The sequence below is a fragment of the Burkholderia sp. MSMB1588 genome (assembly GCF_001546925.1).
Lineage (GTDB): Bacteria > Pseudomonadota > Gammaproteobacteria > Burkholderiales > Burkholderiaceae > Burkholderia > Burkholderia humptydooensis.
The window spans coordinates 2,319,261-2,337,187 of the sequence record NZ_LNJS01000001.1 but is presented as its reverse complement, the minus strand read 5'-3'; the positions used below and the strand labels follow the sequence as shown (position 1 = coordinate 2,337,187).

Below are 17,927 nucleotides of genomic sequence, written 5' to 3'. Positions count from 1 at the left end.
GAGGGGACGGGCGGTTAAAATTTCTCGGCGATGGTTGTCATCGCGACTTCGTAGCAGTCTGGCGGGAATACGAACCGCGGCGCTTCCGGCGAAGCGACTACCGATCTCGTCTCGTTTAGGCGGGAGAATGTGACCCTTATATTTGTCGCGAGATGGGATGTCTGTCGGTGAGCCCTGTGACGTTTTCTGCTGCTGGCGCGCCGGCTTCAGCGATGATGTCGGTTGCGGGAATGGACGAGCTGATCTCCGAACACGAATTGATGACCAAACTCGATGATCTGGCGGCGCTGCGGGCGGAAAATACCCGACTGATCGCATTGCTGGAAGCCCACGGCATAGAATGGCGCCAGCCGCCTGGATCTGCTGATCCACCCAAGGTCGCGGATTCGTTGCGCCTGTCCACTGACGAAAAGGTCGCGCTGTTTCGCAAGCTATTTCGCGGTCGTACCGACGTCTACCCGGTGCGTTGGGAAAGCAAGAGCACCGGAAGAGCCGGCTACACGCCAGCCTGCGCCAACGAGTGGCGCGCCGGAGTATGCGAGAAGCCGCGGGTCAAGTGCGGTGATTGCAATAATCGTCTGCTGATACCGCTTTCCGATGCCGTCATCTACGACCATTTGGCTGGCGAGCACACAGTGGGCGTCTATCCCTTGCTGGAGGACGACGGGTGCTATTTCCTGGCCGTCGACTTCGACGAGGCGGAGTGGCGGGATGATATCCGAGCGTTCTCACAATCCTGCCGTGAGCTGGGCGTGCCCGTGGCGCTGGAGATTTCGCGCTCGGGCCAAGGGGCGCACGCATGGATATTCTTCTCGACCAAGGTGTCTGCGCGTGATGCTCGCCGGTTGGGGACGGCCATCATCAGCCATACCTGCTCGCGTACCCGGCAACTTCAGCTTTCATCGTATGACCGCCTATTTCCGAATCAGGATACGATGCCCAAGGGCGGATTCGGCAACCTGATCGCCTTGCCGTTGCAGAAGCGGCCCCGGGAGGTCGACTGCAGCGTGTTTGTCGACACCGATCTATGTCCCTATTCCGACCAATGGGCATTCCTCGCCTCCATTCAACCCATGGAGCCTCTGGACATCGAGCCCATCATCCTGCGTGCTACCGGGAACACGCATCCTCTCGACATTACTTTCATTGACAATGAGGATCTCGCTACGCCATGGAAGCGGAACGGCGTACCAACGAATCAGCTGGCCGAGAAGATGCCGTCGTCGTTGACGGTGACGCTTGCCAATCAGGTCTACTTCGAAAAGGCGCAACTGCCGCAGTCGCTGGCCAACCGCTTAATCCGGCTCGCAGCCTTCCAGAATCCAGAGTTCTATCGAGCCCAAGCGATGCGGTTGTCGGTGTGGGACAAGCCTCGTGTCATCGGGTGCGCTGAGAACTATCCGCAGCATATCGCGCTGCCGCGTGGCTGCTTCGACGCCACCGTAGAATTGTTGGCGGCCAACGGGATACGCTGCGACGTGAATGACGAGCGGATTGCTGGGATGCCGATCGACGTTGACTTCGTTGGCACACTGCGGCCCGACCAGGAGGCCGCTGTCTCGGCGATGATGCATCACGATATCGGTGTGCTTTGCGCACCGACTGCGTTCGGTAAGACAGTGACGGCCGCCTCGATGATCGCTCGGCGGAAGGTGAATACCTTGGTGCTGGTGCATCGCACCGAACTGCTCAAACAATGGCAGGAACGCCTGCAAGCGTTTTTAGGCGCGGGAAAGGGCATGATAGGCACACTCGGTGGCGGCAAGGCTAAACCTACGGGCGTGATCGACATCGCGGTCATGCGGTCGGTGTCACGACAGGGCGAAGTGAATCCGTTGGTGGAGAACTACGGTCACGTGATCGTGGATGAATGTCATCACGTCGGCGCGGTTTCATTCGATGCCATCCTGAAACGAACGAAGGCGAAGTTCGTGCTCGGACTCACGGCGACGCCGATTCGCCGCGATGGGCAGCAGCCGATCATCTTCATGCAGTGCGGCCCAGTCCGGTACACCGCGGCCAAGCCGGTCGGTGCTCCTGACGACCTGGAGGTAGTGCCTCGCTCATTGACTGTGCCCATCGATTTGCCTGCAGGCGTGGGTATTCAAGACGTGTTCCGTCATCTCGCCAAGGACATGGTAAGAACGGAAGCCATCGCCGCTGAAGTCGGCGCCGCCGTCGAACTAGGACGCAAGATTCTTGTGTTGACCGAACGCACGGAGCACATCGACGCAATCCTTGCTGCGCTGGAAGGTGTGAAGCCAGCCCCATTCGTCCTGCACGGTAAGCTATCCAAGAAGCAGCGCGCAGCTTTAATCACTGAGTTGGACGCTTTGCCTCCTGATGCACCTCGCATTCTGCTGGCCACAGGCAGACTCGTTGGCGAAGGCTTTGACCATCCACCGCTCGATACATTGGTACTGGCCATGCCGATTTCCTGGAAAGGCACCTTGCAGCAGTATGCCGGTCGTCTGCATCGCGAGCATATCAACAAGACGAGCGTGCGCATCGTCGATTTCGTCGACATGGGCCACCCGGCTCTGCAGAGGATGTGGGACAAGCGGCAGCGCGGCTATAGGGCGATGGGCTACCGCATAACAGGCATCTCTACCGGTGGAGAATGAATATGCCGCGACCTGGCCGGTTCGCCGATGAGGATGGCGGGAGATAAAGCAGGCTGTCTTCCGCTGCACGCCGAGGAGGAACGGCAGCGCGGGCGTACGGTGGGCGAGCAAGCAGTTTGCGACTCGGATGCCTCGGCTCTGCGACAATAAGGCCTCGTCGCCTCATCGAGCTCACCATGAAGCATTCGGATTTTCACATCGGTCTCGAATTTCTCGGTCCGGCCGGTTTCCGTTGGCGCTGCACCGACGTCGGGACACGCACGATCCTCGCTGTACGCCTCGAGCACGACGATCCGAACTGGTATTGCGGCCCACCATACGTCGCGACGGAAGAGGTATTTGATGAGCACGAGATGGAGCGCTGCCACCTCACGCAAGAGCATGCCATTCGCGCGGCGATTGAAGAAGCGGATATGTCAGGCCATCCCGGCTATCCACATAATGTCGTCAGTCACATGTTGCATGCTCGTGTTGATGAAGCTGCTGCGGTTCCCTACCCGAACAAGGGCGTCTTGCGCTTCGACCGGTGCGCGCCCGATGGCGAAATCCTGCACCCGTTCGCTGGGCGCAAGGACGGCGAGCAATGGATCGTGCGGCTCTATCTGCCGTTCCTGCAGGCATTCCGCGAAATGTCGGAGCGGGAGTTCATTGCGTTGCCGATCGCCACGGCCGCCGACGTAAAGACACGCGCCAATCGGCAATCTGTTTGACGAGGAAGCATTACCCACGATGGCCAATATCGCGCTCGCCCGCCAAGGACGTCACGTGCGGCTGCTCCGAGAGTTCTGTGGCCGCAGCGTTGACGATGCCTGTCAGGTTATACATCACCCAGAAGCTGAACCGATCAGATGGAAGCCGCTTCTCGCAAAGGCTCGGCGCGGTCGGTCCTGGTGTTGGCAGGCTGCTGTGCCTCGGCTGGCGCCGTATTGATGTAATTGCACCAGGACTGCATCAATTCGCGTCGCTTCTCGAACATGTCGCTGCGGAAGTAGGCGGCCTCAGCCTTGTTGCTTAGCGTATGTGCAAGCGCAGCTTCAGCGAGCTCGCGAGGGTAGGTGGTCATTTCGGCGCACCAGTCACGGAACGTCGAGCGGAATCCGTGAACCGTAAGTTCTGAATAACCAGCCTTGCGCAGCAACTGAAGCATGGCCATGTTCGAAAGACCCGTTCCCGCTTTCCATCCCGGGAAGACGAAGTCGCTCTTGCGTGCTTTCTTCATCTGCCTCAGAAGTTCGACTGCGCGGTCGGACAGCGGAACCCGGTGTTCGCGCTTTGCCTTCATCCGCGTTTTTGGAATGATCCAGATCGCCTCGCGCAGATTGATCTCTTCCCAGGTGGCTGCGATGACCTCGCCCGTGCGTGTCGCAGTCAGAATGGCGAACTCGAGTGCTCGCGCAGTCACGCCGGGTTGTGCGCACAGTTCGATGACGAACGAGTGGATATCTTTGTAGGGGAGGGCTGCGTGATGTTTCTGCCGTTGTACCGAGGTGGGCCGGGGCAAAAGAGTATCAAGATGATTACGCCAGGTCGCCGGATTGTCGCCGGTGCGCAAGCTGCGGGTTTTGGCCCATGCCAACACGCGCTCGAGGCGGCCGCGTACACGGGACGCTGTTTCGTTCTTGCTAATCCAGATCGGTTCGAGGATCTGGACGATATGCTGGGTGTCGACAAGACCGACGTCGAGCTTGCCGATGACAGGCATCGCATACGTCTCGAGGGTGCTTGTCCACTGGCTGGCGTGCTTGGGATTTTTCCATCCGGGGCTGTGCATGGCAATGTATTGTTCGGCGCACTGTGCGAAGGTCAGCCTGGCCGCGGCCGCCGCCCTCGCGGCAATGCGTGCTGCGAGCGGGTCCTCGTCGCGTCCGAGCGCGTGGCGCATGGCCTCCGCTTTCTGTCGTGCCGCGCTTAGCGGTACGTTCAGATAGGAGCCCAGTCCCAACTCATGGGTACGGCCGTTTCGCGTGTACCGGAAAACCCACGATTTGCTGCCCGACTTGCTGACCTGCAGCCAGAGACCGCCGCCATCGCCGAAGTATCCGCGTTGTTTCATTTCTCGGACCATGCGGTCCGTAAGCTTGAAAAGTTTTAGGGCCATACTGTCCTCGGATGACGCTTCACCCATGTTATTACCCACGCCAATGGGGTCGATTTAAGCGTACGCCATTAAACGCGGATGGACAAGTATTTTCATTTAAAACAATGGCTTGGGTGATTTTGAGTGACGTAGAGTGACCTGCCGTGACAAGCGGAGGAGTTCTCCGTCTCCGCCAGTTAATGGCGGCGAAACCCCGCAGAGTCTAGGCTCTGCGGGGTTTTTGTTTGGCGGTCACTATCAAAGCGACTATCAAAACACTCGGCGCTTCAACAGCCCGTTCCCACCCGAAAATTCAGTCAACCTCCATCGGTTCCTGAGCGCAAGGATACCCTAGCAGGCTGTTGAAAAGCCCTCCGTCATGACAACCGGAGCGCTGGTTAAAAGGATTTCACGTGCGATCAAGCGGTGAATTACAGCAGCACCATGCAAATCTCCCGGCTGGTGGACATGCCAGCCGGCATGCCGACGCACGTCGGCCCCGCTCAGGCGGCTTATTGCGCAACTCGGGGCGACACCACCGTCAGTATTCGAGCCATGCGAGTCAGGTTACTGGCGAGCATCGTCAGCTTGAAGTGCTGATCGACGCGCCGGATGCCGCGATACACCGTCTGCCGAATCCGGCCCACCGTCTTGCCCCAACCGAAGTGCTCTTCGATGCGTTTGCGGATGACTTGGCTGATCCGGTAGCCGGCATGCCGCGAGGTGCGGCCGTCGATCGCGCTGCCGCCTTGGCGGGTGTCGTTGCGTGCCACGTGCGGCGTCACCTTGCGTGCCCGGCAATCGCCAACGAAGTCGCGCATGTCGTAACCCTTGTCGGCGCCCAGCGTCTTGGCATGGCGGCCCGGTACACAATCAAGCAAGCGCAGGGCGCTCGCGCGTTCGGCAAAGCCGTCGGCATGGCTCACCACGGCACCCACCACCAGGCCCGAGCGGTTCTCCATGAGAATGTGTCCTTGGTAAGCGAGGATGGCCCCGCTTTGCTTGCTCTTCCTGAACAGGCGTGCATCCGGATCGGTACTCGACTGGTGTGTCTCGTTGCTGCGCCGCTGGCCACGCCAGTCAGTGTCGGCGTTGCGAGCGCCACCCGCGGGCGGCTCGTCGCCCGGGCCGTCCTTGGGGCGGAAACTCTTGTGGCTGGCCCAGGCCTGGATCAGCGTGCCATCGACCGAGAAGTGCTCGCGCGAGAGCAGGCCACGCTGCTCGGCCAAGCCCATGACCTTGGTGAAGAACGCTTCGACGACCTCGTGTTCGAGCAGCCGGTCGCGGTTCTTGGAAAACGTCGAGTGGTCCCACACGGCGTCCTCGATCGCCAGCCCGACGAACCAGCGGAACAGCAGGTTGTAGCGCATCTGCTCCATCAGCATGCGCTCGCTGCGCACCGAGTACAGCACCTGCAGCAGCAACGCCCGCAGCAGCTTCTCCGGCGCAATCGACGCGCGGCCGCTGTCCGCGTAGATCACGCTGAACAATCCGTTGAGCTGCTTGAGCGCTTCGTTGACAAGTTGCCGTACCGGCCGCAGCGGGTGATCGGCCGGCACGAAGTCTTCCAGCTTGACCGTTGTGAACAGCGGTTCTTGCATCTCGTCCATTCCGCGCATCGCTCTCATTGCCCAAGGTCATGAACACGATATCCATAACGCGCGACTCTCAACGCCCGTTTACGCTGGGCCCAAATTCAACAGCCTGCTAGACAATGGATTTCGATCGTTCCGTGGCGAGATGAGCGGCGGCTATGGCTCCGGCCGCGCCATGACACAAGGTGTCCGGTGCTAGAACGGCGTGTGGCGCAGATCGCCTTGCGCGCACTGAGACCGTCCGACGCCTTCCGTATATATAGAATGGCGACTGTCGTCGTCCGCACGAAGGCCGTGAGCATTGCAATTAAGAGCCAGCCTAGAACGCTGGAACATCGAATGAGCCCCTGCCGTTGATGCGGGCGACTTTGTGCAAATGAGTACGCTGGGTTTGGGGCAATAACCAGGGAGGCGCGATGGCGGGGGCAATGCGAGAAGGCGTGATGACGGAGGCAGACACTTGCCGTGAATTCGTCACGCCGCGATTGATCGAGGCCGGCTGGGCAACAGAGGGTCATGCCATTGGCGAACAGCGCACTTTCACTGATGGCCGCATCATGGTTAGCGGGGGCAAGGTGCGGCGTGGCAAGCAAAAACGGGCCGATTACCTGCTCTTTTTCGACGCGACTTTCCGCTGGCAGTGGTGGAGGCCAAGGAAATAGGCATGCCCGCTGAAACCGGGGGGGGCAGCAGGCGCATGAGTACGCGGAAATCCTCGGCCTCAAGTTTGCGTACGCCACCAACGGCCACCGCATCATCGAGATCGACTACACCACCGGGACGGAGCGGGAAGTTGAACGCTATGACGCTCATCGAACCCTAGCAGGCTGTTGAATTTGGGCCCAGCGTAAACGGGCGTTGAGAGTCGCGCGTTATGGATATCGTGTTCATGACCTTGGGCAATGAGAGCGATGCGCGGAATGGACGAGATGCAAGAACCGCTGTTCACAACGGTCAAGCTGGAAGACTTCGTGCCGGCCGATCACCCGCTGCGGCCGGTACGGCAACTTGTCAACGAAGCGCTCAAGCAGCTCAACGGATTGTTCAGCGTGATCTACGCGGACAGCGGCCGCGCGTCGATTGCGCCGGAGAAGCTGCTGCGGGCGTTGCTGCTGCAGGTGCTGTACTCGGTGCGCAGCGAGCGCATGCTGATGGAGCAGATGCGCTACAACCTGCTGTTCCGCTGGTTCGTCGGGCTGGCGATCGAGGACGCCGTGTGGGACCACTCGACGTTTTCCAAGAACCGCGACCGGCTGCTCGAACACGAGGTCGTCGAAGCGTTCTTCACCAAGGTCATGGGCTTGGCCGAGCAGCGTGGCCTGCTCTCGCGCGAGCACTTCTCGGTCGATGGCACGCTGATCCAGGCCTGGGCCAGCCACAAGAGTTTCCGCCCCAAGGACGGCCCGGGCGACGAGCCGCCCGCGGGTGGCGCTCGCAACGCCGACACTGACTGGCGTGGCCAGCGGCGCAGCAACGAGACACACCAGTCGAGTACCGATCCGGATGCACGCCTGTTCAGGAAGAGCAAGCAAAGCGGGGCCATCCTCGCTTACCAAGGACACATTCTCATGGAGAACCGCTCGGGCCTGGTGGTGGGTGCCGTGGTGAGCCATGCCGACGGCTTTGCCGAACGCGCGAGCGCCCTGCGCTTGCTTGATTGTGTACCGGGCCGCCATGCCAAGACGCTGGGCGCCGACAAGGGTTACGACATGCGCGACTTCGTTGGCGATTGCCGGGCACGCAAGGTGACGCCGCACGTGGCACGCAACGACACCCGCCAAGGCGGCAGCGCGATCGACGGCCGCACCTCGCGGCATGCCGGCTACCGGATCAGCCAAGTCATCCGCAAACGCATCGAAGAGCACTTCGGTTGGGGCAAGACGGTGGGCCGGATTCGGCAGACGGTGTATCGCGGCATCCGGCGCGTCGATCAGCACTTCAAGCTGACGATGCTCGCCAGTAACCTGACTCGCATGGCTCGAATACTGACGGTGGTGTCGCCCCGAGTTGCGCAATAAGCCGCCTGAGCGGGGCCGACGTGCGTCGGCATGCCGGCTGGCATGTCCACCAGCCGGGAGATTTGCATGGTGCTGCTGTAATTCACCGCTTGATCGCACGTGAAATCCTTTTAACCAGCGCTCCGGTTGTCATGACGGAGGGCTTTTCAACAGCCTGCTAGGTATTGCGCGATGCCTACACGGAATGAAGGAAGCATTTCCAGAGTGGATCATTCTATCTAATTCGCCGATGTCGCGTGCACTGTGAGCGAGTTCAAAGAACGATGACGGAAGACGGCAAAATGCGCGCGAATGGATGTCGAGATGCCATGCATTTCGCTTGGCCTGTACAAGACGTTCACCTGCAATAAACGTAGTGAGGATGACTTAACGAGTATTCGTACTCGTGGATCACTCTAGATCCAATGCTCCAATTCTGACACCGTCACCACCCCTGGTTCAGCCAACGAAATCAGTTCGCGATGCACCGCTGTATCTTCACGCAAGAGCCGCCCCAGTTGCGGCAACAATGGGGGCGAGGGTGTATCACGCGATTCACGAGCGTGCTAGGCAGGAAGTAGACCGGCCGCACGATAGCCGTCGATCAATGTGTCGTAAAGGGAGACGTCCGAACGGCTCCTTGCAATGAGCTGTGCGCCAGCTACCGCAGCGAAGATGGCGCGGGCCCGTTGATCACTCCTTTTTGAGTCAACAACCTCCGCCGATGAGAGAGCCTTGCTCAGCCAAGCAATGTGCACCTCAGCGAAGGTTCGGACTTCTTTCATCACTTCATCGGGAAGGTCATCGCTTTCGGCAGCCATGAAGCTGCACAAGCAGATCCGATTTGCGTTTTCCAGCGCCTTGCGGAACGTTTCGGGATAGCGGTGCAGGCGGTGCAACGGGTCCGGGGATTCGGCCTGGAGGGCTTCAAGAACCGCTGCCGAGTCCTCCCAATAGCGTCGTGCCACCGCTGCACCGAGGTCGGCCTTGTTTGCGAAATGGTGATAGATGCTAGCGGGTCTGATACCGACGTCTTCCGCGAGATCCCGAAAATTCAACCCACTGTAGCCGTGGGCCTGAGCAATCTTCGTGGCCGCCGCCAGGATCCGCTCCCTGGAGCCTGTGTTCGATTCGTTCTTCACTTGTACGGTTCTCCGCATCGACGACTCAGTGTTGACAACCCGGATTGTAACGCATATGATAAACCTAACGAACGTTAGGTAGGCAATGTCGTTCGCCACAACACAACCGCGGAAGGAAAGCCAAATGAGTGCTACTGCAACGAGCATCAATGACCATCAATTGTCGACGATGACGATTTATGACTTCCCGCAAGGGCCGTATCCGACGCGTGTTCGCATTGCGTTGGCGGAAAAGAATCTGCAATCGCGAGTGCGTTTCGTGCTGGTCGATCTGTACGCGGGCGAGCACAAGAAGCCCGAATTCATGGCGAGCAAGAATTACTCGGGCACGCTGCCGGTGCTCGAACTCGATGACGGGACCTGCATCGCCGAGTGCACGGCCATCACGGAGTACCTTGATGGACTCGATGGCGTGCCGACACTGACTGGCATGGCGCCGCTCGAAAAAGGCGTGATCCACATGATGAGCAAGCGTGCCGAATTGGAACTGCTCGACGCGATAAGCGTGTATTTCCATCACGGGACGCCGGGCCTGGGGCCGCAGGTCGAGCTGTACCAGAACCCCGAATGGGGATTCAGGCAGCGCGACAAGGCCCTGCGCGGGATGCATTACTTCGATGCTGTTCTACGAAACCAGCCGTACGTTGCGGGCAACGAATTTTCGATGGCCGACATCACCGTAATCGGCGGCCTGGTCTTCGCTTCTATCGTCAAGCTGCCAGTGCCAGCCGAGTGCACCGCGCTGCTGGCGTGGTACGAAAGAATGCAGGAGCGGCCCAGCGTAAGTACCCAGCCGGCGTTTTCCGTACTGGCGGCCGACTGAAAAAAATTCATTCTTTCAAAGTCAGTATTCCTACCAATCGCCGAAAGATCCGCCTATTTGTTGCGGGGATTCGCGGCAGCGGCACCTCAGCGTCCATACTTTGGAGAATAATTCATGTCCGCATTACCTCAAGCAGTTCAGTCTGTTGACATTTTCCACGGCCCGTATTACCTCAGCATTGCTGGTAATCTTGTGAAGTCGCAAGATAGCTTTGATGTAATCAACCCGGCTACTGGTGAAGTATTCGCCAAGGCTCCGGCAGCCTCAGCCGAGCAGCTTGAAGAAGCCGTCGCAGCGGCCAGGCATGCGTTCAAAGCCTGGTCTGCGCTTGGCTACGATGGGCGCCAGAAGTACCTCAACGCCTATGCCGATGCACTCGAAGTACATCGGGATGAGTTGTCACGCCTGCTGACCCTTGAACAGGGGAAGCCGCTGAAGACCATGGCGGAGCCGGAGGTCGATCAATCCATCTCGTGGATTCGTCAGATTGCCGCCCGTCGAATTCCGGTCGAGATCGTCGAGGAGACCGAAGAACATATTGTCGAGTTGCACCATACGCCGCTCGGCGTGATCGGCGCCATCACACCGTGGAATTTTCCGGTGCTGCTTGCACTTTGGAAGGTGGCGCCTGCGCTGATTACTGGCAACACCATGGTGATCAAGCCTTCGCCCTTTACTCCCTTATCAGCACTGCGCTTTGGGCAGATTGCGCAATCCGTCCTGCCGCCAGGCGTGCTGTCGGTAGTTTCGGGGGGCAGTGAACTTGGCCCGCTGCTGACCAATCATCCCGACATCGCCAAGATCAGTTTCACAGGTTCTACAGAGACGGGAAAGCACGTGTTGCGCGCTGCCGCTGGAACGGTCAAACGCGTGACGCTTGAAATGGGTGGTAACGACGCAGCGATTGTGCTTCCCGACGCAGACTACAGATCGATCATCCCTCAACTCTTTTGGGGGGCTATCGGTAACTCAGGCCAGTGGTGTGTCGGTATCAAGCGTCTCTACGTCCACCGGTCGCTCTATCCCGATTTCGTGAAGACCTTCGTCGACTATGCACGGCAACAAAAGCTTGGCAACGGGCTCGATCCTGAGGTTACGATCGGACCGGTGCAGAACAGAATGCAGTATGAAAAGGTGAAAGATTTTCTCGACGACATCAAGGCTAACGGCCAGAAGATTGTTCTTGGTGGGAACGTCGACGAAAGCCGCCCCGGCTATTTTATTCCGGTTACGATTGTCGACAACCCACCGGAGAACGCGAAAATCGTACAGGAGGAGCAGTTCGGCCCGATAGTACCGATCATCGCCTACGACGATGTAGACGATGTAATCGATCGCGCCAATAACAGCCCGTTTGGCCTCGGCGGCTCAGTCTGGGGCCGCGATACCCAAGTCGCAGTTGCGGTAGCGAACCGCCTGGAAACGGGAATGGTCTGGGTGAACGAGATCCATACCCAAGGCGTTGACATTCCGTTTGGCGGACACAAGCAATCAGGCCTCGGTACGGAACATGGTGCTGAAGGTCGTCAACTCTTTACCAATCCGAAGACGGTGTTGATAAGGAAAACCGTCAGCCAGCGATGAGTGCCTGCTAATGAAGGGGGCGAGCGCGTGACTGATCAGGATAGCTACGCCTGGTCCTGGCCGCTCTCAGGAACCCGCGACTTTGAGCGTCTGGCCATCTACGGCCCGCTGGAAGGAGCGTTGATCGGAATCGCCGCTACCGGCCGGGCCATCCGAGCTTCTGTGCCCGGTCGAGCGAGGCTCGCACGACGAGGCGATGGAAAGGAGCGATAAGGCCAAGATAGACCCGACCCAGCAGACGATTGTAGAAAACAAGCGTAGTGACTGTCAGTCGCTGGGGCCGGTCCTCAGATGCAGGCAGCACGAGAACCGACACGCGGAAATCAAGATGCGTGTCGTCCTCGCCCAGAATGATCTCGTCTTTATGCCGTTCGAACACGCGAAAAATACTTAGCCGGTTGTCCTTCGCGATTTTCAGATCAATCGTTCTTTTAAGGCCGAATGGCCATACCGCAATGTCGCGAACCCCCAGCAGCATCGCGATCCACTTGGGTTGCCCTGCAAAGATGTATCGAGCGAGAGACTCTGCGTCGTTGCAGGCAGTCGCTGGCAAGTCCACCGCAAATGCGTCGACAAAATCAGCCTTGCCGTACGAGCGGCTCAGCCGTGAGGTCGCCGGCGGGCCGACCTGTTCGGTTTTCTTCGAATTCGTCTGCATGCTTATTCTCCATGCGTTCAAGTTGCCCGGCTGCCTCAGTGCGACCCAAGCGAACGCAGTCGAGAGAATTAGCGTGACATATTCCTGCGTGAGCCGAAGCCAAACTGATTGCGGCGGTCCGGCAATGGACAATGCTAAGACATTCATCCGGTGGCTGGGCGTCTGCGAACGGACATTCGCGAAAGACCGACGCTCTTCGGATGACCGGTGCCAATTTCGTCCGGCCGAGAACATTGGACCGGATCACCCCTCGGGGGCAGCCCACCTTTGGACACTAACCTCTGCCAGCGCCTCGAATATAGCCGGCGTGCGTTCCAGGCGGGCGATCGTCCGCGCGCCTTCGAGGGCGGCTACCAATGCGGCTGCGGTAGAGGACGCGCGCGCGGGAGCGAAACCGCACCCCCTAAAATGCTCCGCAATAATCTCGGTCGACTCAACAAATCCGCGCGCTACCCGTTTGGTCAGCTCAGCGTCGAGCGCGGGCAGCTCATTCGCCAGATTTTGCATTAGACATCCATACTGGAAATCAGCGGCGACCATTTCGGCCGCGAATGTCCTGAAAATCTGATGAACAAAATTCAGAGCATCACCCGTCGTATTCGCCGAGATGTCCCGTAATACGGCAATTCGATTCGCAACGTAATTATCGATTGCTTCTTCTGCGAGTTGCGCCTTACCGCGTGGAAAGTGAAAGTAGAACGATCCTTTAGGCGCACCGCTTTCTTCAAGGATCTGGATCAATCCCGTCGCAGTGTAGCCTTGGATGCGAAACAGTCGTTCGGCCGTGGCAATCGCGCGAGCACGGGCGTCAGTCTTACGTGGCATGCCGAGAACATAGCACGTTTCGCTTGATGGTTCTATGGTGATTGCCATACTATGGCGATCACCATACTAGGAGTCCGGCGATGCTCCCCGACCCAATCGCAAGCCAGGAAGGTTCGTTCAGTGATGCGCAACCTGCCCAGATTGCGGCAGGAATACTTCAAGACGAAGCACGCGGGCTTCCTCGCTCACCCTCTGCCGAGCGTCTTCGTTTCGGAGCTAATCGTCCTCGATTGCCCGGCCGCCGTGCGAATTGTTCGTCGCGTGCGCTGCCGCAGAAGCTGAAGATAGCGCTTGCACGCGGACGGCGCGCTCCGTCATGAGTCATCCACTTAGCTTCAAGCCATCGGCGTCCCGACGAGCCGTCTTAGCGATGGGCGCGGCCAGCCTGGTTGCGGCTGTACTTCGACCCGCCCGTGCAACCCCCATAGGAGAAATTGATTTGTCCACATCAACATATGGCGAGGGAACGCTTCCGAATAGGGTTCGCTCGCGCATGATCCATGGGGTCAACGGCCTCGATGTCCATATTCTCGAGGCCGGTTACGAAAGCCCCGGCCTGCCGCTCGTGCTGCTTCTGCACGGCTTTCCGGATCTGGCTTACGGCTGGCGACACCTGATCCCGATTCTGGCTGACGCCGGCTACCATGTCGTGGCGCCTGACCAGCGGGGTTTTGGCCGCACCACCGGTTGGGTGAACGACTACGACGCTCCGCTAGCGCCCTTCAGCCTCCTGAACATGACGCGTGACGCCCTCGGATTGGTTTTGGCGTTGGGGTATCGGCGCACCGCAATGCTCGTCGGGCACGACCTCGGCTCACCCGTGGCGGCCTATTGTGCGCTGGCCCGACCTGACGTTTTTCCCTCGGTGGTGCTGATGAGCGCACCGTTCCCCGGTCCGCCCGTGCTTCCGTTCAACACCGCGGAAAGCGAGGCATCGTCGGTTCAACCGAATACTGGCAATCAAAAGTTAGCGGCCGCGTTGGCGGCGCTCGGCCCACCGAGAGAGTATTACCAGCAATACCTGAGCACACGGGAGGCGAACCATGACATGTGGCACCCACCTCAAGGCCTACACGCGTTTCTTCGTGCATTTTTCTACGTCAAGAGCGCCGACTGGCCGGGAAATAAGCCGCATCCGTTAAAGGCGCTAACCGCCGCAGAACTTGCACAAATGCCCACCTATTACGTCATGGATCTCGGCAAGACGATGCCCGAGACCGTCGCTCCATTCCAACCTTCCTCCGCCGAGGTCCTGGCCAGCAAATGGCTCACCGAGCCGGAACTTGGGGTGTACACGGAGGAGTATGGCCGCACGGGATTTCAAGGCGCTCTGCAGGCTTATCGCGTCTTTTCCGATCCTGACCTGAACGCTGAGTTGCGCCTGTTTTCGGGCAAGACGATCGATGTCCCGTCGCTCTTCATTGGCGGGAAGAGCGATTGGGGCACCTATTCGGCGCCGGGCGCGCTCGATCTTATGAGGACCAAGGCGACGACGAGAATGGGGGGCATCGAGCTGATCGACGGCGCCGGTCACTGGATCCAACAGGAGCAGCCGGTTCGGCTCAGCGAACTCTTGCTCGCCTTCATCAAGGCGGTAGCTGGGGCGGATCACACCAGCGGTTAGGTTGGGGAATGGCTATCGTTGCTCTTGAAAATATCGTCCGGCCTCCAGACCACCGTCCCGTCAGGTCCGTCACGTTTCAGTGATGCGCTTTTGGCTGGATGGTCCCGGTCTGGCATCAGCTTCCGCCTCCGCTGCCCTCGATCGGGGAGTGACACATGCTCCCCGATGTTGAACGACGTCCCGGGGGCTAGATGCACTTAACGACCGAAAGACGTTCTACACTGGACACCGACTTTGCTTCGGTCCCAAGGACCGCAGTGGGTCGGCGAAATGCGTCCGCCGAGCAACGCACGGTTAGCGTGCCCAACTTCTGCGATGCAGCAGAGAACGCCAGTTTCGACGGCCTATGGCGCGACGCTGCCGCTGCGGCTCGCGCTGGCGCTGCGCGTCGCGCGCGCGATCGGCGAGCGCGCGCAGTCGAGCCGGCTCGTCAACGCATGCTATCCGGACGCATCGAACGAAGTCCTCGCGCGGCTCGGCCACGACGTGGCGTGCGGCATCGGCAACGTCGCGACGCTGGCCGCGACGTATGCCGCGCAACTGGGCGTCGAGGCGCCGCGGCGGCTGCGGATGCTCGCGCATCATCGGCAAGTCGCGGCGGCCATCGCCGGGCGGAGCCGCCTGCATCCGCCGCGGGTATGGATCGACGGCGCGGCACAGTGCACGCCGGATGCGCTGCCCGACGTGCGGCTGCCGGCCGGCCCATCGCTCGCCGGTCGCTCGATTTTCGCTCGGCCCACACACAGGTCGCGCAAGCGGTGCGGGAAAGCGTCGCGCAGGGGCGCGCGAGCCATGACGCGCTCGTCGCGCTCGATCCTGACTTCGTATTGCGCGCGCCGCTGGATTGGGCGCGCAGCCATCGGTTTCGGCGGCGGCCCGGGCGCGGCCGATCTGAATCATGGCGTCGCGCGCGCGTGCCGTGCGCTCGCCGACGACGAAGCCGCGTTTCGCCGCAAGCAGGACGTGTGGCGGGAAGCGGAGCAAATGCGGCGGCTTGCGGCGCAGCAATTGGCGGGCGACCGATCGGCCCGGCGCGTGACGGCTGCGGTCGCCGCCAGGCCTCGGCGATGGCTTGATCGTTTCCGTGCCTGTCGGTAATATACGTTTCGTGTATAAACCGTATAAAATCGTGCGATGGGAATAGTCAAGATATCCGACGCGATGCATGAATCGCTGCGTCACGCGAGCGCCGCTCTGAGCCGGTCGATCAACGCGCAGGCGGAGCACTGGCTGCGCATCGGGATGCTCGCAGAATTGCATCCCACACTGACCTACGCGGAGATTTGCCGCCTGCTGATCGAGACTGAAATCCAGGGCGACGAAGCGACGCCGCCCGTCGACGCCGCGAGGAGCGCATGATGGCGCGTTCTCGACAGGTCCCGATCCGCACGCAAGCCGAGATCGCGATGGCGCGCCGCGCCGGCACGATGGCGGCGCAGGTGTTGAGCATGATCGCGCCGCACGTGCGGGCCGGCGTGACGACGAACGAGCTCGACCGGCTATGCCGCGAGTACATCGTCGACGTGCTGCGCGCGCGGCCCGCGAACATCGGCTATCACGGGTATCCGAAGACGATCTGCGCGTCCGTGAACCACGTGGTCTGCCACGGCATTCCGTCCGATCACGCCTTGAAGGACGGCGACATCGTCAATATCGACGTCGCGCTCGAGATGGACGGCTGGTATGGCGACACGAGCCGCATGTACTTCGTCGGCGAGCCGGCCGAGCCGGCGCGGCGTCTCGTCGACGCGACCTGCGAGGCGATGCTGGCGGGCATCGCGGCGGTGCGCCCGGGCGCGACGCTCGGCGACGTCGGCCATGCGATCCAGCGCGTCGCGCATCGCGAGGGCTTCAGCGTCGTGCGCGAGTATTGCGGCCACGGCATCGGCCGCATCTATCACGACGAGCCGCAAGTGCTCCACTACGGACGGCCGGGCACGGGGCTGCGTCTTGCGCCCGGGATGATCTTCACGATCGAGCCGATGCTCAACGCGGGGCGCGCCGAAACGCGGCAGCTCGCCGACGGCTGGACGGTCGTGACGCAGGACCGCTCGTGGTCCGCGCAGTGGGAGCATATGGTCGTCGTGACGGAAGACGGCTTCGACATCCTGACGCCCTGGCCGGATGGCGAGCCCGAGCAGTCGCCGGTCGCGGCGGAGGCCGGCGGCGCGGTCGAGCGGGGCTGAATAGACGGCGCGGGCGATGGTTCGCCCGCGCGCGTCGGGCCGCGATGCGTGCGCCGCGTGACACGTCGTTCTCGCGCGTGTCCGGCACGCCGGCGTTTGCGATGCACGCATGCACGCCGAATCCGGCGCGTGCGATGCGTCCTTCACTTCTTCTGCTGCGTGTCGCCGTCGAACGATCGTATCGTGTACGCGAGCACCGCGCGCAGCACTTCGCCGCGGCGCTCGGGCGTCGCCATCGCGCGCGCGACGAGCACCGCGCCGATCGCCGCGCAGCCGAGCGTCCACGCGGCTTCGTCGTCGTCGAGCGCGCTCGCGAGCGACGCCTGGAAGCGCTTGATCAGGTCTTCGAACATCTTGCGGGTCGCGACGTCGGCGCGCGCGATCTCCGCGCCGAGCGCGGGCACGGGGCAGCCGAGCTCCGGATGATCCGCGTGCGCGGTGCTCAGATAGCTTCGCAATGCGGCGACGAGGTCGTCCTTCGAGCGGTTCTCGACCGTCGCGAGCACCTTCGACATCTCGTGCTCGACGATCGCGTGCAGGAATTCCGGCTTCGAGCGGAATTGCGAATAGAACGCACCCGTCGTCACGCCGGCCGCCGCGGTGAGCGCATCCATGCCGGTGTTCGCGAAGCCGTTCTGCTTTGCAAGCGCGGCGCCCGCCTCGACGAGGCGCGCCCGGCTTGCCTCCTTGTGTTTCGGTGAATAACGCATGTCCGTTCCGTTTTCGAGGCTTTGTTCGATTGACGTCGATGGAAGTATAGAATAACGTCCGTTACGATAACGACCGTTATTC

Annotated in this window: 14 protein-coding genes and 3 pseudogenes; 11 read left to right on the top strand and 6 right to left on the bottom strand. The window is 60.7% G+C overall.

What is annotated here, in order from left to right; genetic code table 11:
• Positions 1–230: 230 nt before the first annotated feature.
• Positions 231–2,624, top strand: a complete 2,394-nt coding sequence (locus WS92_RS22345; protein ID WP_331457898.1) for a TOTE conflict system archaeo-eukaryotic primase domain-containing protein — start codon at positions 231–233, stop codon at positions 2,622–2,624.
• A gap of 176 nt (positions 2,625–2,800) precedes the next feature.
• Positions 2,801–3,334: a hypothetical protein gene (locus tag WS92_RS22340; protein WP_059929159.1), complete on the top strand. Its 534-nt coding sequence runs from the start codon at positions 2,801–2,803 to the stop codon at positions 3,332–3,334.
• A gap of 134 nt (positions 3,335–3,468) precedes the next feature.
• Here the strand turns inward: WS92_RS22340 and WS92_RS22335 are convergent, their stop codons facing one another.
• Both WS92_RS22335 and WS92_RS22330 read right to left on the bottom strand, forming a co-directional pair.
• The gene (locus WS92_RS22335) at positions 3,469–4,749 is read right to left on the bottom strand and encodes a tyrosine-type recombinase/integrase (protein ID WP_242425364.1); all 1,281 of its coding nucleotides are present in this window, start codon (positions 4,747–4,749) and stop codon (positions 3,469–3,471) included.
• A 464-nt stretch (positions 4,750–5,213) separates the two neighbouring features.
• Positions 5,214–6,311, bottom strand: coding sequence for an IS5 family transposase (locus WS92_RS22330; RefSeq protein WP_015602980.1), 1,098 nt, complete (start codon positions 6,309–6,311; stop codon positions 5,214–5,216).
• 413 nt (positions 6,312–6,724) lie between these two features.
• Here WS92_RS22330 and WS92_RS37255 point away from each other — a divergent pair.
• Together WS92_RS37255 and WS92_RS22320 are read left to right on the top strand one after the other, a co-directional pair.
• A pseudogene (locus WS92_RS37255) lies at positions 6,725–7,100 on the top strand (type I restriction enzyme HsdR N-terminal domain-containing protein); the annotation flags it as partial.
• 116 nt (positions 7,101–7,216) lie between these two features.
• Positions 7,217–8,314: an IS5 family transposase gene (locus WS92_RS22320; RefSeq protein ID WP_015602980.1), complete on the top strand. Its 1,098-nt coding sequence runs from the start codon at positions 7,217–7,219 to the stop codon at positions 8,312–8,314.
• 545 nt (positions 8,315–8,859) lie between these two features.
• Here WS92_RS22320 and WS92_RS22315 read toward each other — a convergent pair.
• Positions 8,860–9,435, bottom strand: a complete 576-nt coding sequence (locus tag WS92_RS22315) for a TetR/AcrR family transcriptional regulator (RefSeq protein ID WP_059934686.1) — start codon at positions 9,433–9,435, stop codon at positions 8,860–8,862.
• A gap of 124 nt (positions 9,436–9,559) precedes the next feature.
• Between WS92_RS22315 and WS92_RS22310 the strand changes: the two genes are divergently transcribed.
• Positions 9,560–10,258 (top strand): glutathione S-transferase, encoded by a 699-nt coding sequence (locus WS92_RS22310; protein ID WP_041861624.1) that lies wholly within the window; start codon positions 9,560–9,562, stop codon positions 10,256–10,258.
• Positions 10,259–10,372: 114 nt separating this feature from the next.
• Positions 10,373–11,842, top strand: a complete 1,470-nt coding sequence (locus WS92_RS22305) for an aldehyde dehydrogenase family protein (protein ID WP_059934562.1) — start codon at positions 10,373–10,375, stop codon at positions 11,840–11,842.
• A gap of 136 nt (positions 11,843–11,978) precedes the next feature.
• Here WS92_RS22305 and WS92_RS22300 read toward each other — a convergent pair whose 3' ends face one another.
• Together WS92_RS22300 and WS92_RS22295 are read right to left on the bottom strand one after the other, a co-directional pair.
• The gene (locus tag WS92_RS22300; protein WP_059934687.1) at positions 11,979–12,500 is read right to left on the bottom strand and encodes a DUF2867 domain-containing protein; all 522 of its coding nucleotides are present in this window, start codon (positions 12,498–12,500) and stop codon (positions 11,979–11,981) included.
• A gap of 243 nt (positions 12,501–12,743) precedes the next feature.
• On the bottom strand, positions 12,744–13,373 hold the full coding sequence (locus WS92_RS22295; protein ID WP_015602117.1) for a TetR/AcrR family transcriptional regulator: 630 nt from the start codon (positions 13,371–13,373) through the stop codon (positions 12,744–12,746).
• Between the two features lie 445 nt (positions 13,374–13,818).
• Here WS92_RS22295 and WS92_RS22290 point away from each other — a divergent pair, with 445 nt between their 5' ends.
• The 5 genes and pseudogenes from WS92_RS22290 to map all read left to right on the top strand — a co-directional run bounded on the left by WS92_RS22290 (position 13,819) and on the right by map (position 17,135).
• Positions 13,819–14,949 (top strand): alpha/beta fold hydrolase, encoded by a 1,131-nt coding sequence (locus WS92_RS22290; protein WP_059934563.1) that lies wholly within the window; start codon positions 13,819–13,821, stop codon positions 14,947–14,949.
• A gap of 336 nt (positions 14,950–15,285) precedes the next feature.
• Positions 15,286–15,660, top strand: a pseudogene (locus tag WS92_RS32975) (hypothetical protein); the annotation flags it as partial.
• Positions 15,660–15,969: pseudogene (locus tag WS92_RS32970) on the top strand (argininosuccinate lyase); the annotation flags it as partial. The pseudogenes WS92_RS32975 and WS92_RS32970, both read left to right, overlap by 1 nt.
• A 114-nt stretch (positions 15,970–16,083) precedes the next feature.
• On the top strand, positions 16,084–16,308 hold the full coding sequence (locus tag WS92_RS22280) for a ParD-like family protein (RefSeq protein ID WP_006026011.1): 225 nt from the start codon (positions 16,084–16,086) through the stop codon (positions 16,306–16,308).
• Positions 16,308–17,135 (top strand): type I methionyl aminopeptidase, encoded by an 828-nt coding sequence (gene map / locus WS92_RS22275; RefSeq protein WP_059934565.1) that lies wholly within the window; start codon positions 16,308–16,310, stop codon positions 17,133–17,135. Before WS92_RS22280 ends, map begins: the two co-directional genes overlap by 1 nt.
• A gap of 143 nt (positions 17,136–17,278) precedes the next feature.
• On the opposite strand, the gene WS92_RS22270 is transcribed toward map, so the two are convergent.
• On the bottom strand, positions 17,279–17,845 hold the full coding sequence (locus WS92_RS22270) for a TetR/AcrR family transcriptional regulator (RefSeq protein WP_006026013.1): 567 nt from the start codon (positions 17,843–17,845) through the stop codon (positions 17,279–17,281).
• Positions 17,846–17,927 lie beyond the last annotated feature (82 nt).

Bases quoted from the DNA above. Each gene is read 5' to 3' on its own strand.
- WS92_RS22305 (WP_059934562.1), top strand. From the start codon at position 10,373: ATGTCCGCATTACCTCAAGCAGTTCAGTCTGTTGACATTTTCCACGGC.
- WS92_RS22300 (WP_059934687.1), bottom strand. From the start codon at position 12,500: ATGCAGACGAATTCGAAGAAAACCGAACAGGTCGGCCCGCCGGCGACC.
- WS92_RS22270 (WP_006026013.1), bottom strand. From the start codon at position 17,845: ATGCGTTATTCACCGAAACACAAGGAGGCAAGCCGGGCGCGCCTCGTC.
- WS92_RS22280 (WP_006026011.1), top strand. From the start codon at position 16,084: ATGGGAATAGTCAAGATATCCGACGCGATGCATGAATCGCTGCGTCAC.
- WS92_RS22310 (WP_041861624.1), top strand. From the start codon at position 9,560: ATGAGTGCTACTGCAACGAGCATCAATGACCATCAATTGTCGACGATG.
- WS92_RS22330 (WP_015602980.1), bottom strand. From the start codon at position 6,311: ATGGACGAGATGCAAGAACCGCTGTTCACAACGGTCAAGCTGGAAGAC.
- map (WP_059934565.1), top strand. From the start codon at position 16,308: ATGGCGCGTTCTCGACAGGTCCCGATCCGCACGCAAGCCGAGATCGCG.
- WS92_RS22340 (WP_059929159.1), top strand. From the start codon at position 2,801: ATGAAGCATTCGGATTTTCACATCGGTCTCGAATTTCTCGGTCCGGCC.
- WS92_RS22345 (WP_331457898.1), top strand. From the start codon at position 231: ATGGACGAGCTGATCTCCGAACACGAATTGATGACCAAACTCGATGAT.
- WS92_RS22320 (WP_015602980.1), top strand. From the start codon at position 7,217: ATGGACGAGATGCAAGAACCGCTGTTCACAACGGTCAAGCTGGAAGAC.
- WS92_RS22295 (WP_015602117.1), bottom strand. From the start codon at position 13,373: ATGGCAATCACCATAGAACCATCAAGCGAAACGTGCTATGTTCTCGGC.
- WS92_RS22335 (WP_242425364.1), bottom strand. From the start codon at position 4,749: ATGGGTGAAGCGTCATCCGAGGACAGTATGGCCCTAAAACTTTTCAAG.
- WS92_RS22290 (WP_059934563.1), top strand. From the start codon at position 13,819: ATGATCCATGGGGTCAACGGCCTCGATGTCCATATTCTCGAGGCCGGT.